Origin of the sequence: Pseudomonas sp., from assembly GCF_035512415.1 — a bacterium.
In the GTDB taxonomy this organism is placed as follows: Bacteria; Pseudomonadota; Gammaproteobacteria; order Pseudomonadales; family Pseudomonadaceae; genus Aquipseudomonas.
Genome location: NZ_DATKDZ010000009.1, coordinates 208,134 through 235,090 on the forward strand (window position 1 = coordinate 208,134; position 26,957 = coordinate 235,090).

Here is a 26,957-nt window from a genome sequence, read left to right on the forward strand (position 1 = left end):
AGTCAGGGCGTGATTCTAACCGTTTTGACCGGCAGCCCGGATGAAATCCGGGAGACCAATTTCCCGGATTTCATCCGGGCTACGCATGGTGCAATGCCGCCGCATGATGACGCAGGTGGTCATCGATAAAGCTGGCGATAAAGTAGTAGCTATGGTCGTAGCCCGGTTGCAGGCGCAGCGTCAGCGGATGGCCTGCCGCCTGGGCGGCGTTCTTCAGCGCCTCGGGTTTTAGCTGAGTCTCGAGAAAATCATCGCGATCGCCCTGGTCGATCAAAATCGGCAGCTTCTCCGTGGCCTCGGCGAGCAAGGCACAGGCATCCCACTCACGCCAGCGCGAACGCTCCTCGCCCAGGTAGCGGGAAAAGGCCTTCTCGCCCCAGGGGCAGTTCATCGGGTTGCTGATCGGCGCGAAGGCCGACAGCGACTGATAACGCCCCGGGTTGCGCAAGGCGCAGACCAGCGCGCCATGACCACCCATGGAGTGACCGCTGATACCGCGTTTATCGGACACCGGAAAATTCGCCTCGACCAGGGCCGGCAACTCCTGCACCACATAGTCGTACATGCGGTAGTTGCGCGCCCAGGGCTGCTGGGTGGCATTGAGGTAAAAGCCGGCACCCAGACCAAAGTCCCAAGCCTTGTCCGGATCATCCGGCACATCGCCACCGCGCGGACTGGTGTCCGGCGCGACGATGATCAGCCCCAGTTCGGCCGCCAGCTTGTGCGCGCCGGCCTTCTGCATAAAGTTCTCGTCGGTGCAGGTCAGGCCGCTCAGCCAGTACAGCACCGGCAGCTTCGCGCCCTGCTCGGCCTGCGGCGGCAGGTACACGGCAAACTGCATATCGCAGCCCAGTACCTGGGAGCGATGCCGATAACGCTTATGCCAGCCGCCAAAGCTTTTCTGGCAGGAAATATTCTCCAGAGTCATGACGTCCCCGTAGGGTGCGCTACGCGCACCGCAACTGTGTATTAGAAGTGAATGACGGTACGGATGCTCTTGCCTTCGTGCATCAGCTCGAACGCCTGGTTGATATCGTCCAGCGGCATGTTGTGGGTGATAAAGGTGTCCAGAGGGATTTCGCCCTTTTGCGCCTTCTCCACATAGCTTGGCAATTCGGTACGGCCCTTGACGCCACCGAAGGCGCTGCCGCGCCAGACCCGCCCGGTGACCAGCTGGAACGGCCGGGTGCTGATTTCCTGACCGGCACCGGCCACACCGATGATGGTCGACTCGCCCCAGCCCTTGTGGCAGCACTCCAGCGCCGCACGCATCAGCTGCACATTGCCCACACACTCGAAGCTGTAATCCACGCCGCCATCGGTCATCTCGACTATGACCTCCTGGACCGGCTTGGCGAACTCCTTGGGATTGATAAAGTCGGTGGCACCCAGCTCACGGGCGATATCGAACTTGGACGGGTTGATATCGACTGCGATGATGCGCGAGGCCTTGGCCATCTTCGCGCCGATGATCGCCGCCAGACCAATACCACCCAGACCGAAGATGGCCACGGTCGCGCCCTCTTCCACCTTGGCGGTATTAAGCACCGCACCGATGCCGGTGGTGACGCCACAGCCGAGCAGGCAGACCTTCTCCAGCGGCGCTTCCTTGGGAATCTTGGCCAGGGAAATTTCCGGCAGCACGGTGTACTCGGAGAAGGTCGAGCAGCCCATATAGTGATAGATCGGCTTGCCCTGGTAGCTGAAGCGCGTGGTGCCATCCGGCATCAGGCCCTTGCCCTGGGTGGCACGCACCGCCTGGCACAGGTTGGTCTTGCCCGAGGTGCAGAACTTGCAGGTACGGCATTCGGCGGTATACAGCGGGATCACATGGTCGCCGACGGCCAGGGAGGTCACGCCCTCGCCGATGGCCTCGACGATGCCGCCGCCTTCGTGGCCGAGAATGCAGGGGAACACGCCTTCGCTGTCCTCGCCGGAGAGGGTGTAAGCGTCGGTGTGGCACACGCCGGTGGCGACGATGCGCACCAGCACTTCGCCGGCCTTGGGCGGCGCGACATCCACCTCGACGATTTGCAGCGGTTGATTGGGCGCAAAGGCTACGGCAGCACGGGACTTGATCATGATCGCTCTCCAGCGGATTCAACGGTGGCGCAGAGTGTAGATCAGTGCCTGTAGATAGATAATCAAGTAAAAGGCAAAACATTATTGCCATACAGGGATAATCAATCGCCGGCTGATTTAGAATTCTTCGATCGCCAGGCAGCTGGCTCCTACAGGGAACAGAATGATGAGTCGCTGGGAAGGTCTGGATGAATTCGTTGCCGTGGCCGAGTGCGGTCAGTTCAGCGCTGCGGCCGAGCGTCTGAGCCTGTCGTCCTCCCACGTCAGCCGGCAGATCGCTCGTCTGGAGGAGCGCCTGCAGACCCGCCTCTTCTACCGCAGCACCCGGCGGGTGGTACTGACCGAGGCCGGGCAGACCTTTCTGCAACATTGCCAGCGTCTGCAGGATGCCCGCGAGGAAGCGCTGCGCGCGGTCGGCGACCTCGGCAGCGAGCCCAAGGGCCTGCTGCGCATGACCTGCGCCGTGGCCTATGGCGAACGCTTTATCGTGCCCCTGGTGACCGAATTCATGACCCGCCATCCGCAGCTGCGGGTGGATATCGAGCTGAGTAATCGCACCCTCGACCTGCTGCACGAAGGGCTCGACCTGGCCATTCGCCTGGGCCGCCTGCAGGACTCGCGCCTGGTGGCCACGCGCCTGGCACCCCGGCAGATGTACCTGTGCGCAGCCCCCGAATACCTGCAGCGCTACGGCCGCCCGCATTCGCTTTCAGAACTGGGCCGACACAACTGCCTGATCGGCAGCACGGAGGTCTGGAGCTTTCAGGTCAACGGCCAGGAAGCGAGCCAACGGGTGCAGGGTAACTGGCGCTGCAACAGTGGCCAGGCAGTGCTGGATGCCGCCCTGCGCGGCCTTGGGCTGTGCCAGCTACCGGACTACTATGTATTGGAGCACTTGCGCAGCGGTGCCCTGGTGTCCCTGCTGGACAATCAGCAACCGCCCAATACCGCGGTGTGGGCGCTGTACCCGCAGCAACGCCACCTGTCGCCCAAGGTGCGCCAACTGGTCGAATGCCTCAAGCAGGGTCTGGCGCAACGCAACGAGTACAGCCCGCAACAGAATGTCACAGCCACGCGAGGAACACCGTCACCCTGAACACGTCCCAGGACTGGGGGCTCAACCCTTCTTATTCGCCGTCCGCACAAGGGGAAACGTCATGCAAGTACTGGTCAACAGCGACAACCATATCGAAGCCTCACTCGACTTTATGACCACCATCGGCAAGCGCGTAGAGGACAAGGTCAAGCGCTTCGAGGAGCACCTGACCCGCGTGGAGGTGCACCTGAGCGATGAGAACGCCCACAAGGGCGGCACACTGGACAAACGCTGCCTGATCGAGGCCCGGCAGAAAGGCCGCGATCCGATTTCGGTTTCGCACAACGCCGACCATCTGGAGAAGGCCATCGATGGGGCCCTGCACAAACTCAGCACGGTACTGGAACGCGATATCAGTAAAACCAGAATCCACTGACGACTAGCGGTTTAGCCGCCCGGCCCGGGCGGCTAAACGCGCCACAAGCGGCGCAGACCCAGCAGATCTTCAGGGCGCGTCACCTTGAGGTTATCCGCCCGCCCCTCGATCAGGCGCGGCGCTTGCCCCGCCCACTCCATGGCCGAGGCCTCATCGGTAATCGCCACGCCCGCCAGCAAGGCATCCGCCAGCGCTCGCTGCAATTCCCCCAGACGAAACATCTGCGGCGTGTAAGCCTGCCAGATCGTTGCCCGGTCGACGGTTTCCCGCACCCGGCCATCCGGCCCCGCACGCTTGAGGGTATCGCGCGCCGGCACCGCGAGCAGACCGCCGACCGGATCACCGGCCAGCTCCGCGAGCAGCAGGTCCAGATCCGAACGCGCCAGATTGGGCCGCGCGGCATCGTGCACCAGCACCCAGTCGTCGTCCCGCGCACCCAGCTCACTCAGCCGCAGCAGGCCGTTAAGCACCGAGTCGGCGCGCTCGCGGCCACCCTCGGCACGCTGCAAACGCGGCTCAGCGGCACAGGCCAGATGCGGCCAATAGGGATCATTGAGCGCCAGGCTGACCACCACCCCGCGCAACTGCGGGTGGTCGAGAAAGCACGCCAGGCTGTGTTCGATAATAGTCTTGCCGGCCACTTCCAGGTATTGCTTGGGACGGTCGGCGGCCATCCGACTGCCGACGCCGGCGGCCGGGATCAAGGCCCAGAAAGGGGGTAGTTCGGGGGTATTCATTCGGCCAGCTGATAGAGGGTTTCGCCCTCTTTGAGCATGCCCAGCTCATGGCGGGCGCGCTCCTCGACGGTTTCCATGCCGCTTTTCAGCTCCAGCACTTCCGCTTCGAGAATGCGATTACGCTCCTGCAACTGCTCGTTCTCGCCCTGCTGTTCGGCAATTTGCTGCTTCAACTGGGTGGCCTGGGCCAGGCTGCCATCGCCCACCCACAAGCGATACTGCAGGCCAGCCAGCAGCAGAATCAGAACAAGCAGCAACCAATAAGGACTACGCATGACAGGAAAAACGTCCGGACGAAAAAGGGGCGACTCGCGCCGCCCCTCTTTTAACACGATTGAGCTCAACCACGGAACTCGGCGCGACCACGATATGCGGCCTTGCCGGCCAACTGCTCTTCGATACGCAGCAGCTGGTTGTACTTCGACACGCGGTCGGAGCGGCACAGCGAGCCGGTCTTGATCTGGCCAGCAGCAGTACCCACAGCCAGATCGGCGATGGTGCTGTCTTCGGTTTCACCGGAGCGGTGCGAGATCACCGCGGTGTAACCGGCGGCCTTGGCCATCTGGATGGCTTCCAGGGTCTCGGTCAGGGTGCCGATCTGGTTGAACTTGATCAAGATCGAGTTGCCGATCGACTCGTCGATGCCGCGCTTGAGGATCTTGGTGTTGGTCACAAACAGGTCGTCACCGACCAGCTGCACCTTGTCGCCGATCTTGTCGGTCAGCACTTTCCAGCCAGCCCAGTCGGACTCGTCCATGCCGTCTTCGATGGAGATGATCGGGTAACGCTCAGCCAGACCGGCCAGGTAGTCGGCGAAACCAGCGGCGTCAAAGACTTTGCCTTCGCCAGCCAGGTCGTACTGGCCATCCTTGAAGAACTCGCTGGAAGCGCAATCCAGGGCCAGGGTGACGTCGTCGCCCAGGGTGTAGCCGGCATTGGCCACAGCTTCAGCGATGGCCGCCAGAGCGTCTTCGTTGGAGGCCAGGTTCGGCGCGAAACCGCCCTCGTCACCGACGGAGGTGCTCAGGCCACGGGCCTTCAGCACGGCTTTGAGGTGGTGGAAAATCTCGGTGCCCATACGCAGCGCGTCGGCGAAAGTCTTCGCGCCCACCGGCTGGACCATGAACTCCTGGATATCGACGTTGTTATCAGCGTGCTCGCCGCCGTTGATGATGTTCATCATCGGTACCGGCATCGAGTAAACGCCCGGGGTGCCATTCAGATCGGCGATATGCGCATACAGCGGCACGCCCTTGGCCTGAGCGGCAGCCTTGGCGGCGGCCAGGGACACAGCGAGAATGGCATTAGCACCCAGGGTGGCTTTGTTCTCGGTACCGTCGAGGGCAATCATCGCCAGGTCGAGGGCTTTCTGGTCGGTGGCATCTTTGCCCAGCAGCAGGTCGCGGATCGGACCATTGATGTTGGCCACGGCTTTGAGCACGCCCTTGCCCAGGTAACGGCTCTTGTCGCCATCACGCAATTCCAGCGCTTCACGCGAACCAGTGGAGGCACCGGACGGCGCGCAGGCGCTACCCATGATGCCGCCTTCGAGAATTACATCGGCTTCCACAGTTGGGTTACCACGGGAATCGAGAACCTCACGGCCTTTGATGTCGACGATCTTTGCCATTGCGTGTAGCACTCCAAAAAGTTGACGAAAAGGGTAGTACCGAGCTGCACACTCATTGCGCGCTGGAGGCTGCTCCGGCGCGCAACATGTACCGACTATTTAGTCAGATTGTATACAAAAGGCACTTTACCGCAGAATTGCCGTTTCAGGCAGTCTCAATCGGCGCAAAACTCTTGATCAGATCATCCAGCTGTTTGAGCTGAGTGAGGAAGGGCTCCAGCTTGTCCAGGCGCAGGGCGCAGGGGCCGTCGCACTTGGCGTTGTCCGGGTCCGGGTGGGCTTCGAGGAACAGCCCGGCCAGGCCCTGGCTCATGCCGGCTTTGGCCAGGTCGGTAACCTGAGCGCGGCGGCCACCAGCGGAATCGGCGCGACCACCCGGCATCTGCAGGGCGTGGGTCACGTCGAAGAATACCGGGTAGTTGGTCTGCTTCATGATGCCGAAGCCGAGCATGTCCACCACCAGATTGTTGTAGCCGAAGGAGCTGCCACGCTCGCAGAGGATCAACTGATCGTTACCGGCTTCGACACACTTGGCCAGGATATGTTTCATCTCCTGGGGCGCGAGGAACTGGGCTTTCTTGATATTGATCACCGCGCCGGTCTTGGCCATAGCCACCACCAGGTCGGTCTGCCGCGAGAGGAAGGCGGGCAACTGGATGATGTCGCACACGTCCGCCACAGGCTGCGCCTGATGCGGCTCATGCACGTCGGTGATCACTGGCACGCCGAAGGTTTTTTTGATTTCCTCAAAAACCTTCATGCCCTCTTCCAGGCCCGGGCCGCGGAAGGAGGTCACCGAAGAACGGTTGGCCTTGTCGAAGCTGGCCTTGAACACGTAAGGGATGCCGAGCTTGTCGGTGACCCGCACATATTCTTCACAGGCGCGCATGGCCAAGTCGCGGGACTCGATCACATTGATCCCGCCGAACAGCACGAAGGGCTTGTCGTTGGCGATCTCGATGTTGCCGACCTTGATGATCTTCTGGGTCATATCCTTATGCCTTCTTCGCGTGTTGCGCCAGGGCGGCGCTAACGAAACCGCTGAACAATGGGTGGCCGTCGCGCGGAGTCGAGGTGAACTCGGGGTGGAACTGGCAGGCCACGAACCACGGATGATCCGGTGACTCCACCACTTCAACCAGCGCGCCGTCACCGGAGCGGCCGGTGATCTTGAGACCGGCTTCGATCAGCTGCGGCAACAGGTTGTTGTTCACTTCATAGCGATGACGATGACGCTCGACGATTACATCCTTGCCGTAGCACTGATGCACCTGCGAGCCGGCCAGCAGCTGGCAATCCTGGGCACCAAGGCGCATGGTGCCGCCCAGATCGGAGGCGTCGGTACGCTGCTCGGTCACGCCGGTAGCGTCCTGCCATTCGGTGATCAAACCGACCACTGGATGCTGGCTGGTGGTGTCGAATTCGGTGGAGTTGGCATCGCTCCAGCCCAGCACATTGCGGGCGAACTCGATAACCGCCACCTGCATGCCGAGGCAGATACCCAGGTAGGGAATCTTGTTCTCACGAGCGTACTGCACGGTCTTGATCTTGCCTTCCACGCCGCGCAGACCGAAGCCGCCCGGTACCAGAATGGCGTCGACGCCTTCGAGCAGCGCAGTGCCTTTGTTCTCGATGTCTTCGGAGTCGATATAACGCAGATTGACCTTGGTGCGGTTCTGGATGCCGGCATGGCTCATCGCTTCGATCAGCGACTTGTAGGCGTCCAGCAGCTCCATGTATTTGCCGACCATGGCGATGGTGACTTCATGCTCCGGGTTGAGCTTGGCATCAACGACACGGTCCCACTCGGACAGATCGGCACCGCCGCACTCCAGACCGAAGCGCTCGACGACGAAATCATCCAGGCCCTGAGCATGCAGCACGCCTGGGATCTTGTAGATGGTGTCGACGTCTTCCAGGGAAATCACCGCACGCTCTTCAACGTTGGTGAACAGCGCGATTTTGCGCCGCGAGGAGATGTCGATCGGGTGGTCGGAGCGGCAGATCAGCACGTCCGGCTGCAGGCCGATGGAGCGCAGCTCTTTCACCGAATGCTGGGTCGGCTTGGTCTTGGTTTCGCCAGCGGTGGCGATATAGGGCACCAGAGTCAGGTGCATCAGCATGGCGCGCTTGGCACCTACTTCGACACGCAGCTGGCGGATGGCTTCGAGGAACGGCTGCGACTCGATGTCGCCCACCGTACCGCCGATTTCAACCATGGCCACGTCAGCGTCGCCAGCACCTTTGATGATGCGGCGCTTGATCTCGTCGGTGATATGCGGAATGACCTGAATGGTCGCGCCCAGGTAATCACCACGGCGCTCGCGGCGCAGCACGTCTTCATAGACGCGGCCGGTGGTGAAGTTGTTGTTCTGGGTCATGGTGGTGCGGATAAACCGCTCATAGTGGCCCAGATCGAGGTCGGTCTCAGCGCCGTCGTGGGTGACGAACACCTCACCGTGCTGGAACGGGCTCATGGTGCCCGGATCGACGTTGATATAGGGATCCAGCTTGAGCATGGTGACCTTCAGGCCCCGCGCCTCCAGGATAGCCGCCAATGAAGCCGAGGCGATGCCTTTCCCCAATGAAGAAACAACACCACCCGTGACGAATATGTAGCGCGTCATGAAAAACCCTAGAAGTCTGCGTTTAAGCGGTCAGTGCCGCCGGGGAAAGCGAAGGAATACCGAAGCGACCAATTGCAATACAGTGCAATTAGCTAGCCCTGCCGATTCCCAAGGGGAGTCAACAAAAGCTCTAGTAAGACGGGAGCGTAGTCTACCGGAAAGGGCTTAGCAGCTCAAACCTTGATCACTCCCCGGCGGCTGCCAATGCAATTGCCAACTAGCGTCAGCCGCCCCCTGCACACCCGCCAGGTTGGCGATTGCCACCACTTGGTTATCCAGACGCAGCAACGGCAGGCGGTCGCGGACAAAAGCCGGTACGCGCAGTTCATTGAACAGGCGCTTGAGATCACGATGCCCACGCCCCGGCAAGAAAATCTGATCGCCGCCCTGGCGATACCCCAGCTGCCAATTACCCGCCGGCAAGGTGCCGTCAATGCGCACCAAACCATTCCCAGGCAATGCCACCTGCTGGTTACCTTGAACCGCAACACTGGCCAGCGTTGGCGAACGTAGCCAGTCACCGGCCAACCACCACAGACGCTCATCACTGCGGCGCAACTCCCCCGCCGCCAGCTTCCAGACTGGCGCAGCATCCACTGCCGCATCACGCAGCGCCTGCCAGCCGGCCCAGTGTTCGCTATCGGGCATCGCCGTCAGCGGGCGCAGCCAATAACGCAGGGCATTACGCTGGCGCGGCTCACTCAGATGGCGCAGCGTAGGCAATGCCAGGTTTGGCAGGCGCAGCCAGGCAAACTCGCCCGGCACTTCGGCGGCAGCTACGTCTTGCTGCGCCAGCTCATCGAGCAACTGCCCCGCCTCGCTCAGGTACGCAGCGCTGCGCGCCATATTCGCCGAGGCCTGCGGCCAGCGACTAAGCAACGCAGGCATCACCTGACGACGCAGGTAATTGCGCGAGAAGCGTTCATCGGTATTTGACGGATCCTCCACCCAGGCCAATCCGTGCTCGCCGGCATAGGCCAACAGCTCATCGCGCGAGCAGTTGAGCAGCGGCCGAACCAGCCGCCCCGCGCCCAGCGCACGACTCGCCGGCATCGCCGACAAACCCTGCACTCCGGCACCACGCAGCAGGCGGAACAACAGGGTTTCGGCCTGATCATCGCGATGCTGCGCAGTCAGTAGCACCTCGCCGGCACCCAGGCGAGCAGCAAAGGCCGCGTAGCGAGCATCGCGAGCCGCCTGTTCAAGGCTGGCCCCCAGAGCCACCTGCACATGCTCCACCTGCAACGGCACGGACAAGGCCGCACACAACTCACGGCAATGCGCCGGCCAGGCATCGGCCGCAGCCTGCAGGCCGTGATGAATATGAATAGCGGAAAGTGGCGGCAACGCCTCGCGCTGCGCCAGGCTAGCCAGCAGATGCAGCAGCACCGTCGAATCCAGGCCGCCGGACAGGGCAACACACCAGCTCGGGGCATTACGCCAGGGCTGCAGGGCATCACGCAGACGAATATGCACAGGAGTCATCGGCCAAGCTTAAAACAACAACGGGCCCGAAGGCCCGTTGTATGCGCAGCTACAGAGCAATCAGGCAATCCCGTAGCTCATCAGACGATCGTAGCGACGCTTGAGCAGCGCCTCAGTATCGAAGGTCTTCAGGTTGTCCAACTGGCCCCGCAGCGCCTGACGCACCGATTCCGCGGCAGCGGCCGGGTCATTGTGGGCACCGCCGAGTGGCTCGCCGATCACCTGATCGACAATGCCCAGGCCCTTCAGGCGCTCGGCGGTAATGCCCATGGCCTCGGCCGCATCGGGTGCCTTGTCGGCGGTCTTCCACAGAATCGAGGCACAGCCCTCCGGCGAGATCACCGAATAGGTGGAGTACTGCAGCATGTTCAGCTGATCGCATACGCCGATAGCCAATGCACCGCCGGAACCACCCTCGCCAATTACGGTGGCGATGATCGGGGTTTTCAGCCGCGCCATCACCCGCAGGTTCCAGGCAATCGCCTCGCTCTGCCCACGCTCTTCGGCGTCGATACCCGGATAGGCACCCGGGGTGTCGATAAAGGTCAGGATCGGCATCTGGAAACGCTCGGCCATCTCCATCAGGCGGCAAGCCTTGCGATAGCCCTCAGGGCGCGGCATGCCGAAGTTGCGGCGGACCTTCTCGCGGACTTCGCGGCCCTTCTGGTGGCCGATGACCATCACCGGCTCGCCATCCAGGCGCGCTACACCGCCGACAATCGCCGGATCATCGGAGAAATGCCGATCACCGTGCAGTTCGTCGAACTCGGTGAAGATGTGCTGCAGGTAATCCAGGGTGTAGGGACGGCGCGGATGACGCGCCAGCTTGGCGATCTGCCAGCTGGTCAGATTGCCGAAAATGCTTTCGGTCAGAGAGTTGCTCTTGTCCTGCAGACGCGCAATCTCGTCGCTGATATTGATCGAGTTGTCGCTACCGACCAGGCGAAGCTCTTCGATCTTGGCTTGCAGGTCGGCGATCGGCTGTTCGAAATCGAGAAAATTCGGGTTCATAGTCATCCGTCTTGCGTCGACGGCCAAGTGGCCGGGGAGCTGTATCCGTTTCGCGCCCTACCTTATAGCAGCAGGCGCATTCAGGTCGACACCGGCTGCACAGAAATCGGCAGCACCTCAGCGGTATCGCCACTGACAAGCGGGGCCAGGGCCCCACAAATCAGCGGTAGTGCAAAAAGACGTTGTCGCGGCCGAACTGGTCACGCAATGTCTGAATCAGGCTGTCTGCCGGCTCGATCCGCCAGCTCTCGCCAAACTGCAACTGAGCCTTGGCATCCGCACCACTGTAGTCGACGGTGATCGGGCAGGCCCCGCGATGACGCCCGCAGAGCTCGGCCAGCCAGCGCAGCCGGTCGCCCTTCAGCGCCTCGCTGGCAACCCGCAAACGCAGGCTGTCAGCCAGCCCGGTACGCGCGTCTTCCAGGCTCATCACCCGCTTGGCACGCAGGCGCAGGCCGCCGGAGAAGTCGTCGTTGCTCACCTCGCCTTCCACCACCACCAGAGCATCGGTCTGCAGCAGAGCCTGGGCGCTGTTGAAAGCTTCGGCAAACAGCGAGGCCTCGATCCGCCCGGAGCGGTCATCGAGGGTGATAAAGCCCATTTTGTCGCCCTTCTTGTTCTTCATCACCCGCAGGTTGATCACCAGGCCGGCGACCGTCTGATCGCCACGGGCTGGCTTGAGATCGACGATGCGCTGACGGGCAAAGCGGCGCACCTCACCCTCGTATTCGTCGATCGGGTGGCCGGTGAGGTACAGGCCCAGGGTGTCCTTCTCGCCTTTGAGACGCTCCTTGAGCGTCAGCTCACGGGCACGCAGGTGGTTGAGGTAGACATCCGCTTCGGCATCGGCGAAGACCCCGCCAAACAGGTCCATATGACCGCTGTCGTGGCTGCGTGCGGTCTGCTCGGCCGCCTGTACCGCCTCTTCCATGGCCGCCATCAGCACCCCACGGTTGCGGTCGATATTGGCCTTGTAGGCTTTCAGCTCTTCATGGAAATGCGGCCCCAGGCGATCCAGCGCGCCGCTGCGGATCAGTGCTTCGAGGGTGCGCTTGTTGATGCGTTTGAGGTCGACCCGCGAGCAGAAATCGAACAGATCCTTGAACGGCCCCTCCTGGCGCGCTTCGACGATAGCCTCCACCGGCCCCTCGCCCACGCCCTTGATCGCACCCAGGCCGTAGACGATCCAGCCGCCGTCGTTGACCGTAAATTTGAACTCGGAGATGTTCACATCCGGCGCATCGAGGCGCAGCTTCATGCTGCGGCATTCCTCGATCAGGGTGACCACCTTGTCGGTGTTGTGCATATCCGCCGAGAGCACCGCGGCCATAAAGGCGGCCGGGTGGTGGGCCTTCAACCAGGCGGTCTGATAGGAAACCAGGCCATAGGCCGCGGAGTGGGATTTGTTAAAGCCGTAACCGGCGAATTTCTCCACCAGATCGAAGATGTTGCCCGCAAGATTTGCATCAATGCCGTTATTGGCGCAGCCTTCGATAAAGCCGCCGCGCTGCTTGGCCATCTCCTCAGGCTTCTTCTTACCCATGGCGCGGCGCAGCATATCCGCCCCACCAAGGGTGTAACCGGCCATCACCTGGGCGATCTGCATCACCTGTTCCTGGTACAGGATGATGCCATAGGTGGGCTTCAGCACCGGCTCCAGACCTGCGTACTGGTAGTCCTGGTGCGGATAGGAAATCGGCTCGCGACCGTGTTTACGGTTGATAAAGTCGTCCACCATGCCCGACTGCAGCGGGCCGGGGCGGAACAGCGCCACCAGGGCGATCATGTCTTCCAGGCAGTCCGGCTTGAGCTTCTTGATCAGCTCCTTCATGCCGCGCGATTCAAGCTGGAACACCGCAGTGGTCTCGGCCTTCTGCAGCATGCTGAACGTCGGTTTGTCGTCCAGCGGGATAAAGTCGATATTCAGATCAGGCAGGCCCTGCTTGGCCTGTTCGCGGTTGATCGTCTCCATCGCCCATTTGATGATGGTCAGGGTGCGCAGGCCGAGGAAGTCGAACTTGACCAGGCCGGCAGACTCCACGTCATCCTTGTCGAACTGGGTTACCAGGCCGCCGCCCTCGTCGTCGCAGGCAATCGGCGAGAAGTCGGTAAGTTTGGTCGGGGCGATAACCACGCCACCAGCGTGCTTGCCAGTACCGCGGCAAATGCCTTCGAGCTTGAGCGACATTTCCCAGATTTCCCGGGCGTCTTCGTCGACCTTGAGGAAGTCGCGCAGCGGCTCCTCCATCTCGTAGGCTTTTTCCAGGGTCATGCCGACTTCGAACGGAATCATCTTCGACAGGCGGTCGGCCAGGCCGTAGGACTTGCCCTGGGCCCGCGCCACGTCGCGCACCACCGCCTTGGCCGCCATGGTGCCGAACGTGATGATCTGGCTTACCGCGTTGCGCCCGTACTTCTCGGCCACGTAATCGATCACCCGATCACGGCCGTCCATGCAGAAGTCGACGTCGAAGTCGGGCATGGAGACCCGTTCCGGGTTGAGGAAGCGCTCGAACAGCAGGTCATAGGCCAGCGGGTCGAGGTCGGTGATCTTCTGTACGTAGGCCACCAGCGAACCGGCACCCGACCCCCGGCCAGGGCCGACCGGCACGCCGTTGTTCTTCGCCCACTTGATAAAGTCCATCACGATCAGGAAGTAACCGGGGAAGCCCATCTGGATGATGATATCCAGCTCGAAATTCAGCCGGTCGATATACACCTGCTTCTTCGCGGCGTAATCCGGGGTGTCCTTGGGCAGCAGCACTTCCAGGCGCTCGTCGAGGCCGTCGAAGGAGACCTGACGGAAATACTCGTCCATGGTCATGCCGGCCGGCACCGGGAAATCCGGGAGGAAGTACTTGCCCAGCTGCACTTCGATATTGCAGCGCTTGGCGATCTCGAGGGTGTTTTCCAGAGCTTCCGGCAGGTCGCTGAACAGCTCGGCCATTTCTTCCGGGGTCTTCAGGTACTGCTGATCGGAATAGGTGCGCGGCCGGCGCGGGTCATCCAGGCTGCGGCCTTCGCCGATGCACACGCGGGTCTCGTGGGCGGCGAAGTCGTCCTGCTTGAGAAAGCGCACATCGTTGGTCGCCACCAGCGGCGCGCCGAGCTTGTCGGCCAGCGCCACGGCCAGGTGCAGATGTTCTTCGTCATTGACCCGGTTGGTGCGCTGCAGCTCCAGATAGAAGCGTTCGGGGAACACCTCCATCCACTCGCGCAGCAGGGCTTCGGCCAGCGCCGGCTCGTCATTGAGCAGGGCATGACCGACCTCGCCCTCCTTGGCCCCGGACAGGGCAATCAGCCCCTCGGCGGCGGCCTTGACCCAGTCGCGCTGGATAATCACCAGGTCGTTGCTCTGCCCTTCGCTCCAGCCGCGCGAGACCAGCTCAGTGAGATTGCGATAGCCCTTGGGGTTCATCGCCAGCAGGGTCAAACGCGAAAGCGGGCCGTCTTCCTCGGCACTGGCCAGCCAGATATCGGCCCCGCAGATCGGCTTGATGCCGCCGCCCATGGCGGCCTTATAGAACTTCACCAGCGAGCACATATTGCTCATATCGGTGACCGCCACCGCCGGCATGCCGGCTGCCGCCACTGCCTTGACCAGCGGCTTGACCCGCACCAGACCGTCGACCAGGGAAAACTCGGTATGCAGACGCAGGTGGACGAACGAAGCAGTCATGGCAGTCCTATATCAAACACAAAAACGACAAGGCGGGGATTGTACAGCCTTCGCCACGGCAAGCTCCAAGCCGCAGACGAGAAGTTTCGCATCCGCTGCTAATGCCGCATCCCCCGGCAGATTGCCCACAAGACCGAAATAAAGCCGAATCAGCGCAGAAGAGAGTCATAAATTTGACCAGCACCGCCCATTTCATTGGGCAAAGTCAAAAACAAGGCATTTTGATATCAAAATATGGAACGTACGTCACACTCCCCTGTCCATTGTGGCCATTCGGTGAGTTAGCGGTAGGCAGCAACATGGAGACGAAGCACAGCGTAATGATGGTTTTCGGCACGCGTCCGGAGGCCATCAAGATGGCACCGCTGGCGCAAGCTTTGCGCCAAACAGCCAATATCGACCTTCACATCTGCGTCACCGGACAGCACCGTGAAATGCTGCATCAGGTACTGCAGACCTTTGGCCTTGAGGTCGAGCAGGACCTGGCGGTGATGAGCCAGGGGCAAACCCTCAACGGTCTCTCCCAGCAGTTGCTCGCCGGCCTTGACCAGGCCTATGAAACCTTTCACCCCGACCTGGTATTGGTGCATGGCGACACCACCACCAGCTTCGTCGCCACCCTGGCGGCCTTCCATCGACATATCCCCGTGGCGCATATCGAGGCCGGTCTGCGCACCGGCAACCTGCGTTCGCCCTGGCCGGAAGAGGCCAACCGACGCATGACCGGGGTGCTCGCCGACCTGCATTTCGCGCCCACCCAGCGTTCCTGCGACAACCTGCTGGCTGAAGGCGTACCCGCCGAGAGTGTCGAGGTCACCGGCAACACCGTGATCGACGCCCTGCTCTGGATGAGCGAGCAGATCCATCGCACCGCCTGGCAGCCCGCCGCCGATTCGGCCCTGCGCCAGTTGCCCGAAACGGCGCGGGTGGTCCTGATCACCGGCCATCGCCGCGAGAATTTCGGCAAGGGTTTCGAACGCATTTGCCGCGCCCTGGCGCAATTGGCCGAGCGCTATCCCGAGGTGTATTTCGTCTACCCCGTGCACCTCAACCCGCAGGTGCAGGACGCCGTGTACAGCGTGCTGGACGGCAAGCCCAACGTGCGCCTGATAGACCCACTGGACTATCAGCACTTCGTCTGGCTGATGGACCGCGCCACCTTGATCCTCACCGACTCCGGCGGCGTACAGGAAGAAGCACCTTCCTTGGGCAAGCCAGTGCTGGTGCTGCGTAAGAACACCGAGCGCCCCGAAGCGGTGGATGCCGGCACGGTGCGTCTGGTCGGCACCCTGGAGTCGAGCATTGTCGCAGAAACGTCGCGCCTGCTGGACGACCCTGCGGCCTATGCCCAGATGTGTCACGCCCATAACCCCTACGGCGATGGCGAAGCCAGCGCGCGTATCGTTGCCCGTATCGAGCGCTGGTTGGCCGAACGTTCGACAGTGGTGGCAGGACAATGAACTTTGCCCTGGTCGACTTCTCCGCTTACCTCTTCTATGGCATCAAATGGCTGGTCTTTTCCCTTGCCTGGCTGATGCTGCTGCTGGGCCTCGATGACCTGTTTATCGACCTGGTCTACTGGGGTCGCTTGGTCAAGCGCCGCCTGGGTATCTACCGCCGGGAACCACGGGCCGACGAGGAGCTGCTCTACAGCGTCGCCGAACAACCCCTGGCCATCATGATCCCGGCCTGGCAGGAAGTCGGCGTGGTCGGGGAGATGGCGCGCCTGGCCGCCTCGACCCTGGACTACGAAAACTACCAGATCTTTGTCGGCACCTACCCCAACGACCCTGAGACCCAGGCCGACGTCGAGGCCGTGTGCCAGCAGTACCAGAACGTGCACCAGGTGGTCTGCGCCCGCCCCGGGCCGACCAGCAAGGCCGACTGCCTGAACAACGTGATCGATGCCATCCTCGGCTTCGAGGCCAGTGCACGGGTGCAGTTTGCCGGCTTTATCCTGCATGACGCCGAAGACGTGGTCTCGCCCATGGAACTGCGCCTGTTCAACTTCCTGCTGCCGCGCAAGGACCTGATCCAGATCCCGGTCTACCCCTACGCGCCGGACTGGAATGGCTTTACCGCCGGGCATTACGTTGACGAATTTGCCGAATACCACGGCAAGGACGTAGTGGTACGCGAGGCCCTGATCGGCCAGGTACCGAGCGCCGGGGTCGGCACCTGCTTTAGCCGCCGGGCGATCACCGCGCTGCTGGAAGAAGGTGACGGCGTGGCCTTCGACGTCCAGAGCCTGACCGAAGACTACGACATCGGCTTTCGCCTCAAGCAAAAGGGCATGAACTGCATCTTCGCCCGCTACCACGTCACCGACCCCTCACTGGCACCGCTGCGCGAGCTGAGCTGGGGCGTGTCGCCACGCTCGAGCCGAGTGATCTGCGTGCGCGAGCATTTTCCGCGTTCGCTGGGCTATGCCATCCGCCAGAAGTCGCGCTGGATAGTCGGCATCGTCTTCCAGGGCACCCGCACCCTGGGCTGGAGCAAGGACTGGAAGCTCAACTACTTCCTCTGGCGCGATCGCCGCGGAGCGCTGGCCAACCTGCTCGGCATGCTGGTCAACGCCCTGTTCCTGATACTGCTGGGGCTGTGGTTGAGCGCCTCGTACTTTCCTAACGCCTGGCACTTCCCCTCGCTGCTGGGTAACAGCCCGACCCTCAAGGTCCTGCTGTGGATCAACGGCCTGCTGCTGCTCAATCGGCTGTTTCAGCGCTTCTACTTCGTCAACCTGTATTACGGCGTCGGCCAGGGTCTGTTGTCCGCACCGCGGATGATGTGGAGCAACCTGGTCAACTTTCTGGCCAATGTCCGGGCCATTCGCCAGGTGCTGCAAATGGGCGACTCACGACGCGTAGCCTGGGACAAGACCACCCACGAATTCCCGGCAATGGGCAACCCGCGACGCCAGCCCATCGGCTTGCGTCTGGTCGAGATCGGAGCGCTGAGCAAGGCCCAGCTCGAAGAGGTCGTGGTGGCACCGCGTCGCCGTCTGCTGGGCCGAGAACTGCTGGTGCGCGGGCTGATCGACAGTTCGCAACTGACCCAGGTACTGGCCGAGCAGGCGGACCTGGAATGGGCACCGCTGGATCCCTTTACCCTCGACCCACGGTTGATCGACGCCCTGCCGGCGCGCCTGGCCCTGCGCTACTCGGTGCTGCCGATTGGCGTGGATGGCAAGGTGCTGATTCTGGCCAGCGAGCGGGCCCCCAGCGAAGTTTCTCTGGGCGTTATCAGCCGACAGTTGAAGCGCCCGGTCCGCTGCTGCCTGGCCCCCCAGGGCCGCGTGACCCTCGGCCTGCGCCACTGGTATGGCAATACCAACCTCGGCGAGCAGGAGCGCACGGTATTGGCGTTTCTGGCCGAGCGCCACGAAGACGCCGAGCTGATGGAGCAGGTTTGCCGCCATCAGGTGCTGCTGGGCGATCTGATTCAGGAATACGGCCATCTGCCCCCCAGTCTGCTGAGCCAGGCGCTGATGGATTTCGACCCGGCCAATGACTCCCTGGGCGAACACTTGATCGAGCGCGGACTGATCAGCCGACAAACCATGGAACAAGCCCTGCACGAACAGCAGGTCGAACAGAACACAGCCTATGAGCTGCTTAAGAGGCTGGCATGAAACCCTATATATTGACGCTGTCACTGCTGACCGGCCTGGCCCCCAATGCCTTTGCCCAGCCACTCAGCGAGTTCGAAACGTTCCGCACCTTCCCCTACCTCGACAAAGGCTACCGGGCAGCCAAGCAGAACGACTGGAGCGAAGTCGAGCGCCTGATGCGCCATGCGCTGGAGCGCGTCCCTCAACATCTTGAGGCCCGTGGTCTGCTGGTGCAGGCGCTGACCCAGCAGCAACGCTATGCCGAGGCCGCACGCGAAACCGAGACCCTGACCGGTACGCCGGAAGGGCTGCACGCCCTGTTCGAACTGCGCCAGGCCTGGATTACTCAGCACCCTCCCGCTGCCGAAGTGGTGGAAACCTGGCTGCAGGACAGCGCCGCCCCCGAGCGTCAGCGGCTGTGGCAGGCCTACGGCCTGGCCCTGGCCGAACGCCAGGGCGACGCCGCGGCGCTGCGCTGGATGCTGCAAGTGCCGGGAGACGAGGACGAAACCCTGCGCCGCTGGCGTGCGACCTCGGCGGAAAAACTCGGCAACTGGCCCGAGGTGATCAGCCAACTGGCCCCTCTGCAGCAAAACAACCGTTTGACCGAAGAGGACTGGGCCCGCCTGGGCCAGGCCTATGCCCAGCAACAGGACGATGCCGCGCTGCGGCACCTGCTGACCTCTGCACCAACCACCGAGGCGGCGGCCGCATTGCGGCGTCTGGCCGGCGAACGGGCGATTGCGCAGAACCGTACCGAAGCAGCCAAAGCCTGGCTGCTGGAGCAACAGGGCGAAGCCGCTCTGGACGACGCCCAGCGGCAGAGCCTGTGGGAACTGGCTCGCCAGAGTCGCGACAGCGCCCTGGTGGTGAGCCTTGGCGAGGAACTGCAGTACCCCTGCCTGGAAACGGTCGACTGGCTGAGCCGGCATGACCGGCCGGCAGCACTGGCCAAGTTCAAGCAGTGCCCGGCCGAGAGCAACCCGCAGCAATGGCTGACCCTGGCCCAACGCCTGCAAGCCACCGAAGCCCTGGCCGCGCAACGCCTGGCAGAGCCCTGGGAACAGCAACGCCGCGCCATCCTGCTCAACCAATGGCTGGCCCAGGGCAAAAACGAGCAGGTCCTGGACTGGCTCGCCGCGCAACCCCAGGATGCCCATGTGCTGCAGCAACAGGCCATGATCCGCCAGCGCCTGGGCCAGCAGCGCAACGCCGCGCAACTCTGGGAACAACTCTACGAGCGCAACGGCAGCACCCAGGCCCTGGATCAGGCCAGTTTTCTCTGGCTGGGCCTAGGCGAGCCACAACGGGCGCAGAACCTGCTAGAACGCGCCCAGCAGCGTGGCACCGCCCTGCCCGCCAGCGCCCAGCAGCGCCTGGCCGAGCTGTATGCCGGGCAACAGACGGCCATAACGGCGACTCAGGTCGAACCCTTGCTCAACCAGGTAAACGCCGACACCCGTGGCTTGCTGCTTGCCCGTCTGGCGGAGAACGGTGGCTGCGCTACGGTGCAGCGCAATGCCGGGCAACAGCCCCAGGAATTCGGGCAGCTGCGCGCTCTGGCCAGCTGCGCGCAGCCGGAACGTCCCGCCGAGGCCGCAGCCCATTACCGCCGCGCCGTCGAGCTGGGCGACTCGGCCAGCCGTCAACCGCTGGCCTATGCCCTGGATGCCGCGGGCGACCCGGCCGCCGCGCACCTTATATGGCAAGCCTACCCCACCGCCAAACTGGATAACGACGCGCGCCTGGCCGCAGCCCGCAGCGCCCTGGCGGCCGACCAACTGGCGATTGCCCAGGATCGCTGGCACAGCGCTGAGGCGGACAGCGCCGCAGCCTGGAGCCTGGGAGCGGCCATTGCCATGGCACAGAAGCAGCCAAAGCTGGCCCTGCAACGCCAGCGTCTGGCCTTGGCCCAGGAACCTGTGGCCGAGCAGTACTACACAGCCGCGGTCATCGCTTCGGCGGCCGACGAACCGGATCAGAGCCTGGAGTGGCTACGCGAGGCCGTGCGCCTGGCACCCGAAGAGCCACGCTACCGCGCCGATTACGCCATGCGGATGGCAGTGGCTGCCGAGCCGGGGCAACGCGAGCAATCCATCCCCCTGCTTCAGCAGGCCATTCAGGACTATCCCAAGGACTACCTGTTGGCCGAAACCCTGGCCATGCGTCATAACGAAGCCGGCGACAGCGCCGCCGCGCGCGCGCAGCTGCGCCGCGCCATCGACCTGGAAAGCACCCTGCTAGAGGAACGTGGCATGCCAGCCCTGGCGCAGGGCAGCCCGGATGCCGAAAGTATCGACCTGGAAAAACGCCGTTACCGCCAGCGCCGTGCCAACGAGGCGTTGTCCCGGCGCAACAGCATTACCCTGGCCAGTACCTGGTCGCCCGTCGGGGTCGCCGGCAGCGGTGCCAGCGCCGGTTCATCGGCGGAAAACATCCAGGTTGCCAGCTGGGATCACGCCCTCGGTGAGGAGCCCAGCACAGCCGGACGCAGCCTGTCGGTGTACGGTCGCGCCCTGCTGGGAAGCGGTAGCCGCAACCGTTACGGCGAAACCCTGGGCACCGGCATCGGCCTGCGCTACAAGCCATTCGGCGAGCTGAATCTCAACCTCTATGGCGAGCTGTATAGCGAAGGTCAGCTGAAGAGCCAAGCAGGCCAGTCCCGTGACGAGGGCGTCGATGTCGACTTCCTGCTGCGCGCCAGTGCCTCGCTGCTCGACCAGGGCGAATACCGCAATGACTGGCGCACCGACCAAAGCAATTGGAACGAGCGCTCCCTGTACCTGGATGCGGCCTGGTGGACCAAGCGCGGTGAGCACCAGTTGCTGGCACGCTACCAACAGGGCCGTGCTTACAAGCTGCCGTTTGCCGGGGCCCAGACACTGATGCCCTACGCCATGCTGCAGCTCACCAGCCAGGAGACCGACGACTGGCGCGAGGACCTGCGCGCGGGCCTGGGAGTACGTTGGCAGTTGTGGTCTCACGATGACCGCTACACTGCCTACCGTGGGCGCTTATCCATGCGCCTCGAATATCAACAAGCCCTCGGTGGCACCCTGTACGGAGGGGAGAACGGCTGGTTGAGCGCACTGGAGTGGAATTTCTAATGAAATCCCTGCTGTTGGCCCTGCTACTGCTTAGCCCCTTGCTTGCCCAGGCGGATGGTCGCCTGTTTTATCAGCCGCTGAATGTCGATGCGGCCTTGAGCCAGGAACAGTGGCGCGATATCTGGCGCGACACGGCGAAAAAAGGCGTCAAGACCCTGATTGTGCAGTGGACGCGCTTCGGCGATGAGGAGTTTGGTGGGGCTCAGGGCTGGCTGGCGAGCTCCCTGCGCGAGGCCCAGGGTCAGGGGCTGAAACTGATCCTGGGCCTGCATTACGACCCGCAGTTCTACCAGCAACTAGCCGAGCACCCGGACTTTGCCCAGTACTGGCAACAGCAGCTGGCGCTATCCCTGGAGCAACGCCAGCTGCTGGAGCAGGAGTGGCAAATCCCCGTCACGGGCTGGTACCTGCCCATGGAGCTGGACGACTGGAACTTTCGCGATATGGCCCGGCGCGAAGTCCTGCAACAGCAGCTGATCGGCTTTGCCGCCCAGCTGGGTCGCCCGCTGCACATGAGCGCCTTCAGCGGCGGCTTTCTGCCGCCCAACATTTACGCGGGCTGGCTGGACAGCCTGGCCCGCGTCGGTCTGACCCTCTGGTGGCAGGACGGCGTTGGCACCGGGGCACTGTCGCCCCTGGTGCGGCTGGCCTATGTCAGCGCACTGCCGTGCAAGGTAGGGATCATTCGCGAGGCGTTTCGTCAGGTCAGCGCCGAGGGGGAACCCTTTATGGCCGTACCCGGCTCGCCGAGTGCCTGGCCGCCCTGCCACTCCACAGCCGTATTCGAACTGCGCTACAGACCCTGGGCCCAGACGCTGTACGACATCCACTATGGTTTGCAATCACCCAGCCCGTTGCTGCGCTAGCAGGGAGCCCAAAAAGAGTGTGAAACCGTAGCGCGCTGGCGGCTGCTCAGCTTTGCGTCAGCAACGCCCGCACCGGAGCAAAGGAGCGCCGATGAATCGGTGTCGGGCCCAGACGGCGCAAGGCTTCCAAATGCACCGGGGTGGGATAGCCCTTATGCCCGGCAATGCCGTAGCCGGGATACTGCGCATCGAGCTGCTGCATTTCCCGATCGCGGCTGACCTTGGCCAGGATCGAGGCAGCGGCAATCGCCGGCACCTGGCTATCGCCCTTGACCACTGCGGCGCTGGGCACCTGCAGGACGGGGCAGCGATTGCCGTCGATCAGCGCCAGCCTGGGCGTGATGCTCAAGCCTTCCACCGCTCGCTGCATGGCCAGCATGGTGGCGTGGAGGATATTCAAGCGGTCGATTTCTTCCACTTCGGCACGGGCGATGCACCAGGCCAGGGCCTTTTCGCGGATTTCGTCGAAGAGTTTTTCGCGGCGCGCCTCGCTGAGTTTCTTCGAGTCGTTGAGGCCAAGGATCGGCCGCAACGGATCGAGAATCACCGCCGCCGTCACCACCGCGCCGCACAACGGGCCACGACCGACCTCATCGACCCCGGCCACCAGTTCCTGCACCAGGGTGAAATCCAGCCCTAGTTGCATCAGTTGCGCCCCAGCAACTGCAGCACGGCCTCGGCGGCCTGCACCGAAGCATCGCGGCGCAGGGCCCGGTGAATCACATCGAAGCCCTCGGTCTGCACCTCACCGCCATTGAGCAGCGGTGCCAGCAGCTGCGCCAGGGCTTCCGGGGTGGCCGCATCCTGAATCATCTCGGGCACCAGCAAACGCTCGGCCAGCAGGTTGGGCAGGGAAATGTAGTCGCTGGTGACCAGACGCTTGAGAATCCGGTAGGTCATGGGCGCAACCTTGTAGGCCACCACCATTGGCCGCTTGTACAGCAGCGCTTCCAGGGTCGCCGTGCCCGAGGCGATCAGTACCGCGTCGCAGGCCGCCAGGGCCTCGTGGGAGCGGCCATCGAGCAGAATCAACGGTAGATCGCGACCCACCAGCATCTGCTCCAGCTCCACCCGCCGCTGAGGGCTGGCGCAGGGCAGAACGAAACGAATACCCGGACGCAGGGTGCGCAAACGCACCGCCGCATCGAGAAACAGGCTACCCAGGCGCGCCACTTCGCCGCCACGACTGCCCGGCAGCAAGGCCACCACGGCCCCGTCCTGGGGCAGGTCGAGCGTCTCGCGCGCAGCGGCGCGGTCGGCCATGACCGGAATCGTATCAGCCAGGGGGTGACCGACAAAGCGCACCGGCACCTGGTGCGCATCGTAGAACTGCGCCTCAAACGGAAACAGGCAGAGCATCAGGTCGCAGGCTTCGCGGATCTTCAGCACGCGCTTCTGCCGCCAGGCCCAGACCGAAGGGCTGACGTAGTGCACGGTCTTGATCCCGGCACGGCGCAGCTTGAGCTCAAGGCCCAGATTGAAATCCGGCGCATCGATGCCGATAAACACATCGGGCTTGGCCGCGATCAGGGTCTTGACCAACTTGCGTCGACGCGCCAGCAACTCGGGCAAGCGCCCCAGCACCTCGACCAGGCCCATTACCGAAAGGCGTTCCATGGGGAAATAGGGATTCAGGCCCTGGGCCTGCATTAGCGGGCCACCGACGCCGATAAATTCGACCTGGGGATAGCGGGCCTTGAGCGCCTGTATCAACCCGGCACCGAGAATATCGCCGGAAGCCTCGCCAGCCACCAGCGCGACACGCATTAGAGCCGCCATGGGTTAGCGGGTAATGCCGCGTTGGGAAGCCAGGATAGAGTCGCGGAACACCGCGACTTCAGGAAATTGCTGGGCAGGCTCGGCCAGCTCGGCCAATGCCGCCTCGATGGTCAGGCCCTGGCGATACACCGTCTTGTAGGCGCGGCGCAGGGCGGCGATGGCTTCAACACTGAAGCCGCGGCGGCGCAGGCCTTCGAAGTTCATGCTGCGTGCCCCGGCCGGGTTGCCGGAAACCGTGACATAGGCCGGCACATCCTTGCCGATTGCACTGCCCATGGCGGCGAAGCTGTGCGCGCCGATATGGCAGAACTGATGCACCAGGGTGTAACCGGACAGGATCGCCCAGTCGGCGATATGTACATGGCCGGCCAACGCGACATTGTTGACCAGGATGCAATGGTTGCCGATCACGCTGTCATGGCCGACATGGGCATAGGCCATGATCAGGTTGTGGTCGCCCACGGTGGTTTCGTCACGATCCTGGATGGTGCCCCGGTGCATGGTCACACCTTCGCGAATGATATTGTGATCGCCAATCACCAGGCGCGTCGGCTCCCCCTTGTACTTGCGGTCAGGGGTATCCTCGCCCAGCGAGGAAAACTGATAGACGCGGTTGTGCTTACCAATTCTGGTTGGCCCTTTGATGATCACATTAGGCCCAAGCACGGTACCCTCACCAATTTCCACATCAGGCCCGATAATCGACCAAGGGCCGACGACCACGTCGTCGGCCAGCTTGGCACTGGGATCAATAATGGCGCGAGGGTCAATCAAACTCATAGTTTGCGTTCCGCACAGATGATTTCAGCCGAACAGACTTCTTTGCCGTCGACACTGGCCTTGCACTGGAACTTCCAGATGCTGCGCTTGCTGCTCAGGTAGCGGGCTTCAAGGATCAGCTGATCGCCCGGCACTACCGGATGGCGAAAGCGTAGCTTGTCCGAGCCGACAAAGTAATACAGGGTGCCATCGGAAGGCTTCACATTCATCATTTTGAAGCCGAGGATACCGGCGGCCTGGGCCATGGCCTCGATGATCAGCACGCCCGGCATGATTGGATGCTCAGGAAAATGCCCGTTGAAAAACGGCTCATTGATGCTGACATTCTTATAGGCACGAATGCACTTGCCTTCTACATCCAGCTCCGCCACCCGATCCACTAACAGGAAAGGGTAACGATGCGGCAGGTATTCGCGAATTTCGTTGATGTCCATCATTTCCAGAGAAGCCTGTAAGAGAAGAAGCCTGTAATTAAGAAGAAGCCGGCAAGCGCCGGCTCAGGCATCAGATGAAAAGTCTGCGCCTGAGGTCACGGCGGCCAGCTGCTTTTCCATTTGTTGCAGGCGACGCGCCATGTCATCCAGCTGCCTGATACGCGCAGCGCTCTTGCGCCACTCGGCGGCCGGCTGCATGGCAGTACCGGAAGAATAGGAGCCCGGCTCGGTGATCGAACGGGTGACCATGGTCATGCCGGTGACGAACACGCCATCGCAGACCTCGATATGCCCGACCATGCCCACGCCACCGGCGATCATGCAGTTCTTGCCGATCTTGGTACTACCGGAGATGCCCACACAACCGGCCATGGCGGTGTTGTCACCGACCTGCACGTTGTGCGCGATCATGATCTGGTTGTCCAGCTTGACCCCATTGCCGATCAGGGTGTCGGCCAAAGCGCCGCGGTCGATGGTGGTATTGGCCCCGATTTCGACATCATCGCCAATGCTCACACCACCGATCTGGGCAATCTTCTGCCAGACGCCCTTCTCGTTGGCAAAGCCGAAGCCTTCGCCGCCGATGACTGCGCCCGACTGAATCACCACCCGCTTGCCGATATGCACATCGTGATACAGGGTCACGCGCGGGGCTAGCCAGCCGCCCTCGCCGATCGAGGCGCGCGCGCCGACTACGCAATGGGGACCGACCGTCACGCCTGCGGCGATCTGCGCGCCACTCTCGACCACCGCAAAGGCACCAATACTGGCGCTGCCATCGACCCGTGCGTCAGCCGCGACCACGGCTGTCGGATGCACCCCTGGCAAGGCCAGGGGTTTGCGATCGAACAGGTGGGAAAGCTGGGCATAGGCCAGGTAGGGATTGACCACGACCAAGGCATTGCCGGCATAGCCAGCGGCATCGGCGGCGGTCAGCAGCACCGCAGCGGCGCGACAATCATTGAGAAACTTGCGGTACTGCGGATTGGCCAAAAAGCTCAACTGATCGGGCCCGGCTTCCTGCAAGGTGGCCAGGCCCGCGATCAGAATATCGGCCGAGCCACTGACAGTGGCTCCCAGCCGCTCGGCCAATTGGCCGAGGGTATAGGTCGCACTCATGATCAGCGCAGCTGATTCATGCGCTCGATAACCTGACGGGTGATGTCGAACTGAGGTTTGACATCAATCACCGCACCGCGCTCCAGCACCAGGTCGAAGCTGCCTTTCTTGATCACTTCTTCCACGGCCTTGTCCAGATTCGGCTTGAGCTTCTTGAGCATCTCGCGGTCGGCAACGGCTTTGGCTTCGTTCAGCTCCTTGGACTGGAACTGGAAGTCACGGGCTTTCTGCTTGAATTCAAGCTCCAGACGCTCACGCTCGGCGGTCTGCATCTTCTCGCCATCTTTGACCAGACGGTCCTGAATGCGCTTGGCATCGCTTTCCAGGGTTTTCAGCTTGTTCAGCTGCGGGCCGAACTTCTTCTCGGCATCCACTGCATAACGTTTGGCCGCGTCGGATTCGAGCAGGGCCATCTGATAATTCAATACTGCCACTTTCATCTGGGCAAAGGCCGGGGTTGCCAGCAGGGCAACGCTTAACAGAACCAGTTGAGTCAACTTACGCACGGTGCAACTCCTGCAAATACTGTGGGTGTTCGA

At 62.6% G+C, this 26,957-nt stretch carries 22 protein-coding genes; 6 read left to right on the forward strand and 16 right to left on the reverse strand.

Annotated features, from left to right (window positions below; translation table 11 throughout):
- Positions 1-79 precede the first annotated feature (79 nt).
- Together fghA and VMP31_RS04495 are read right to left on the reverse strand one after the other, a co-directional pair.
- Positions 80-928, reverse strand: a complete 849-nt coding sequence (gene fghA / locus VMP31_RS04490) for an S-formylglutathione hydrolase (protein WP_325504497.1) — start codon at positions 926-928, stop codon at positions 80-82.
- A gap of 41 nt (positions 929-969) precedes the next feature.
- Entirely contained in the window at positions 970-2,082 is a 1,113-nt protein-coding gene (locus tag VMP31_RS04495; protein WP_325504499.1) for an S-(hydroxymethyl)glutathione dehydrogenase/class III alcohol dehydrogenase, read from the reverse strand.
- A gap of 166 nt (positions 2,083-2,248) precedes the next feature.
- Here VMP31_RS04495 and VMP31_RS04500 point away from each other — a divergent pair, with 166 nt between their 5' ends.
- Together VMP31_RS04500 and VMP31_RS04505 are read left to right on the forward strand one after the other, a co-directional pair.
- On the forward strand, positions 2,249-3,178 hold the full coding sequence (locus tag VMP31_RS04500) for a LysR substrate-binding domain-containing protein (RefSeq protein ID WP_325504501.1): 930 nt from the start codon (positions 2,249-2,251) through the stop codon (positions 3,176-3,178).
- A 61-nt stretch (positions 3,179-3,239) separates the two neighbouring features.
- Entirely contained in the window at positions 3,240-3,554 is a 315-nt protein-coding gene (locus tag VMP31_RS04505; RefSeq protein ID WP_325504503.1) for an HPF/RaiA family ribosome-associated protein, read from the forward strand.
- 32 nt (positions 3,555-3,586) lie between these two features.
- Here VMP31_RS04505 and ispD read toward each other — a convergent pair whose 3' ends face one another.
- The 8 genes from ispD to dnaE all read right to left on the reverse strand — a co-directional run bounded on the left by ispD (position 3,587) and on the right by dnaE (position 14,723).
- Positions 3,587-4,291, reverse strand: coding sequence for a 2-C-methyl-D-erythritol 4-phosphate cytidylyltransferase (gene ispD / locus VMP31_RS04510; RefSeq protein WP_325504505.1), 705 nt, complete (start codon positions 4,289-4,291; stop codon positions 3,587-3,589).
- On the reverse strand, positions 4,288-4,566 hold the full coding sequence (gene ftsB, locus VMP31_RS04515; protein ID WP_325504507.1) for a cell division protein FtsB: 279 nt from the start codon (positions 4,564-4,566) through the stop codon (positions 4,288-4,290). Before ftsB ends, ispD begins: the two co-directional genes overlap by 4 nt.
- Before the next feature lie 65 nt (positions 4,567-4,631).
- Complete coding sequence (eno, locus tag VMP31_RS04520) at positions 4,632-5,921, reverse strand: phosphopyruvate hydratase (RefSeq protein ID WP_325504509.1); 1,290 nt, start codon at positions 5,919-5,921, stop codon at positions 4,632-4,634.
- A gap of 145 nt (positions 5,922-6,066) precedes the next feature.
- Entirely contained in the window at positions 6,067-6,912 is an 846-nt protein-coding gene (gene kdsA / locus VMP31_RS04525; protein ID WP_325504511.1) for a 3-deoxy-8-phosphooctulonate synthase, read from the reverse strand.
- A gap of 4 nt (positions 6,913-6,916) precedes the next feature.
- Positions 6,917-8,548: a CTP synthase gene (locus VMP31_RS04530; RefSeq protein WP_325504512.1), complete on the reverse strand. Its 1,632-nt coding sequence runs from the start codon at positions 8,546-8,548 to the stop codon at positions 6,917-6,919.
- Positions 8,549-8,713: 165 nt separating this feature from the next.
- A complete protein-coding gene (tilS, locus tag VMP31_RS04535) occupies positions 8,714-10,033 on the reverse strand; it encodes a tRNA lysidine(34) synthetase TilS (RefSeq protein ID WP_325504514.1) in 1,320 nt (439 codons plus the stop codon).
- Positions 10,034-10,093: 60 nt separating this feature from the next.
- Positions 10,094-11,044: an acetyl-CoA carboxylase carboxyl transferase subunit alpha gene (locus tag VMP31_RS04540; RefSeq protein WP_325504516.1), complete on the reverse strand. Its 951-nt coding sequence runs from the start codon at positions 11,042-11,044 to the stop codon at positions 10,094-10,096.
- Between the two features lie 160 nt (positions 11,045-11,204).
- Positions 11,205-14,723 (reverse strand): DNA polymerase III subunit alpha, encoded by a 3,519-nt coding sequence (gene dnaE / locus VMP31_RS04545; protein ID WP_325504519.1) that lies wholly within the window; start codon positions 14,721-14,723, stop codon positions 11,205-11,207.
- Positions 14,724-15,022: 299 nt separating this feature from the next.
- Here dnaE and wecB point away from each other — a divergent pair, with 299 nt between their 5' ends.
- The 4 genes from wecB to VMP31_RS04565 are packed head-to-tail and all read left to right on the forward strand — an operon-like array spanning position 15,023 to position 22,306.
- Complete coding sequence (gene wecB / locus VMP31_RS04550) at positions 15,023-16,183, forward strand: non-hydrolyzing UDP-N-acetylglucosamine 2-epimerase (RefSeq protein WP_325504521.1); 1,161 nt, start codon at positions 15,023-15,025, stop codon at positions 16,181-16,183.
- Positions 16,180-18,354 (forward strand): glycosyl transferase family protein, encoded by a 2,175-nt coding sequence (locus tag VMP31_RS04555; protein WP_325504523.1) that lies wholly within the window; start codon positions 16,180-16,182, stop codon positions 18,352-18,354. The genes wecB and VMP31_RS04555 overlap by 4 nt, the downstream gene beginning before the upstream one ends.
- Positions 18,351-21,440: an NfrA family protein gene (locus tag VMP31_RS04560; protein WP_325504526.1), complete on the forward strand. Its 3,090-nt coding sequence runs from the start codon at positions 18,351-18,353 to the stop codon at positions 21,438-21,440. The genes VMP31_RS04555 and VMP31_RS04560 overlap by 4 nt, the downstream gene beginning before the upstream one ends.
- Complete coding sequence (locus VMP31_RS04565) at positions 21,440-22,306, forward strand: DUF4434 domain-containing protein (RefSeq protein WP_325504528.1); 867 nt, start codon at positions 21,440-21,442, stop codon at positions 22,304-22,306. Before VMP31_RS04560 ends, VMP31_RS04565 begins: the two co-directional genes overlap by 1 nt.
- Before the next feature lie 46 nt (positions 22,307-22,352).
- On the opposite strand, the gene rnhB is transcribed toward VMP31_RS04565, so the two are convergent.
- The 6 genes from rnhB to VMP31_RS04595 are packed head-to-tail and all read right to left on the reverse strand — an operon-like array spanning position 22,353 to position 26,924.
- Entirely contained in the window at positions 22,353-22,952 is a 600-nt protein-coding gene (rnhB, locus tag VMP31_RS04570) for a ribonuclease HII (RefSeq protein ID WP_325504530.1), read from the reverse strand.
- Positions 22,952-24,085: a lipid-A-disaccharide synthase gene (lpxB, locus tag VMP31_RS04575; RefSeq protein ID WP_325504532.1), complete on the reverse strand. Its 1,134-nt coding sequence runs from the start codon at positions 24,083-24,085 to the stop codon at positions 22,952-22,954. The genes rnhB and lpxB overlap by 1 nt, the downstream gene beginning before the upstream one ends.
- Before the next feature lie 3 nt (positions 24,086-24,088).
- Positions 24,089-24,865 carry an acyl-ACP--UDP-N-acetylglucosamine O-acyltransferase gene (gene lpxA, locus VMP31_RS04580; RefSeq protein ID WP_325504534.1) on the reverse strand — a complete coding sequence of 259 codons (777 nt, stop codon included), beginning with the start codon at positions 24,863-24,865 and terminating at the stop codon, positions 24,089-24,091.
- Positions 24,862-25,302 (reverse strand): 3-hydroxyacyl-ACP dehydratase FabZ, encoded by a 441-nt coding sequence (gene fabZ, locus VMP31_RS04585; RefSeq protein WP_325504536.1) that lies wholly within the window; start codon positions 25,300-25,302, stop codon positions 24,862-24,864. The genes lpxA and fabZ overlap by 4 nt, the downstream gene beginning before the upstream one ends.
- A gap of 60 nt (positions 25,303-25,362) precedes the next feature.
- On the reverse strand, positions 25,363-26,418 hold the full coding sequence (gene lpxD, locus VMP31_RS04590) for a UDP-3-O-(3-hydroxymyristoyl)glucosamine N-acyltransferase (protein ID WP_414705430.1): 1,056 nt from the start codon (positions 26,416-26,418) through the stop codon (positions 25,363-25,365).
- A gap of 2 nt (positions 26,419-26,420) precedes the next feature.
- Positions 26,421-26,924, reverse strand: coding sequence for an OmpH family outer membrane protein (locus VMP31_RS04595; RefSeq protein WP_325504538.1), 504 nt, complete (start codon positions 26,922-26,924; stop codon positions 26,421-26,423).
- Positions 26,925-26,957: the final 33 nt, after the last annotated feature.

Coding starts and splice junctions, on each gene's coding strand:
- fghA (WP_325504497.1), bottom strand. CDS start 928: ATGACTCTGGAGAATATTTCCTGCCAGAAAAGCTTTGGCGGCTGGCAT.
- VMP31_RS04495 (WP_325504499.1), bottom strand. CDS start 2,082: ATGATCAAGTCCCGTGCTGCCGTAGCCTTTGCGCCCAATCAACCGCTG.
- VMP31_RS04500 (WP_325504501.1), top strand. CDS start 2,249: ATGAGTCGCTGGGAAGGTCTGGATGAATTCGTTGCCGTGGCCGAGTGC.
- VMP31_RS04505 (WP_325504503.1), top strand. CDS start 3,240: ATGCAAGTACTGGTCAACAGCGACAACCATATCGAAGCCTCACTCGAC.
- ispD (WP_325504505.1), bottom strand. CDS start 4,291: ATGAATACCCCCGAACTACCCCCTTTCTGGGCCTTGATCCCGGCCGCC.
- ftsB (WP_325504507.1), bottom strand. CDS start 4,566: ATGCGTAGTCCTTATTGGTTGCTGCTTGTTCTGATTCTGCTGCTGGCT.
- eno (WP_325504509.1), bottom strand. CDS start 5,921: ATGGCAAAGATCGTCGACATCAAAGGCCGTGAGGTTCTCGATTCCCGT.
- kdsA (WP_325504511.1), bottom strand. CDS start 6,912: ATGACCCAGAAGATCATCAAGGTCGGCAACATCGAGATCGCCAACGAC.
- VMP31_RS04530 (WP_325504512.1), bottom strand. CDS start 8,548: ATGACGCGCTACATATTCGTCACGGGTGGTGTTGTTTCTTCATTGGGG.
- tilS (WP_325504514.1), bottom strand. CDS start 10,033: ATGACTCCTGTGCATATTCGTCTGCGTGATGCCCTGCAGCCCTGGCGT.
- VMP31_RS04540 (WP_325504516.1), bottom strand. CDS start 11,044: ATGAACCCGAATTTTCTCGATTTCGAACAGCCGATCGCCGACCTGCAA.
- dnaE (WP_325504519.1), bottom strand. CDS start 14,723: ATGACTGCTTCGTTCGTCCACCTGCGTCTGCATACCGAGTTTTCCCTG.
- wecB (WP_325504521.1), top strand. CDS start 15,023: ATGGAGACGAAGCACAGCGTAATGATGGTTTTCGGCACGCGTCCGGAG.
- VMP31_RS04555 (WP_325504523.1), top strand. CDS start 16,180: ATGAACTTTGCCCTGGTCGACTTCTCCGCTTACCTCTTCTATGGCATC.
- VMP31_RS04560 (WP_325504526.1), top strand. CDS start 18,351: ATGAAACCCTATATATTGACGCTGTCACTGCTGACCGGCCTGGCCCCC.
- VMP31_RS04565 (WP_325504528.1), top strand. CDS start 21,440: ATGAAATCCCTGCTGTTGGCCCTGCTACTGCTTAGCCCCTTGCTTGCC.
- rnhB (WP_325504530.1), bottom strand. CDS start 22,952: ATGCAACTAGGGCTGGATTTCACCCTGGTGCAGGAACTGGTGGCCGGG.
- lpxB (WP_325504532.1), bottom strand. CDS start 24,085: ATGGCGGCTCTAATGCGTGTCGCGCTGGTGGCTGGCGAGGCTTCCGGC.
- lpxA (WP_325504534.1), bottom strand. CDS start 24,865: ATGAGTTTGATTGACCCTCGCGCCATTATTGATCCCAGTGCCAAGCTG.
- fabZ (WP_325504536.1), bottom strand. CDS start 25,302: ATGATGGACATCAACGAAATTCGCGAATACCTGCCGCATCGTTACCCT.
- lpxD (WP_414705430.1), bottom strand. CDS start 26,418: ATGAGTGCGACCTATACCCTCGGCCAATTGGCCGAGCGGCTGGGAGCC.